This window comes from Gemmiger formicilis (genome assembly GCF_016901605.1).
In the GTDB taxonomy this organism is placed as follows: Bacteria; Bacillota; Clostridia; order Oscillospirales; family Ruminococcaceae; genus Gemmiger; species Gemmiger formicilis_B.
Window position 1 is genome coordinate 1 of the sequence record NZ_JACJKP010000670.1, and the last position, 246, is coordinate 246.

Sequence of the window (246 nt, forward strand, 5' to 3'; positions counted from 1 at the left end):
TATGCGGATACCTGCGATGCATTGGCGAGCTATGCCGATGCGGCCAAAAAACAGGAAATCCTCAAAGATCCCCACTGCGGTGCATTTGCCTTGATTCGCGTATGTACGTATTTTGTGGCATATTTTGCATTGTGCGCCTCCCTTGAAATGGACCGGAAAGCACTTTGGTGTCTGGGTCTTGGATTTGTTCTGGAGCGTGCACTTTCCGGTTGGGCTGTTGCAACTTTCCCCATTGCCAAAAATACG

The 246-nt window shown here is 49.6% G+C and carries 1 protein-coding gene; it reads left to right on the plus strand.

Annotation, left to right across the window (positions count from 1 at the left end):
• Positions 1 to 246: adenosylcobinamide-GDP ribazoletransferase (locus H6B10_RS16405; RefSeq protein WP_204652465.1), on the plus strand; the 246-nt coding region annotated here is incomplete at both ends.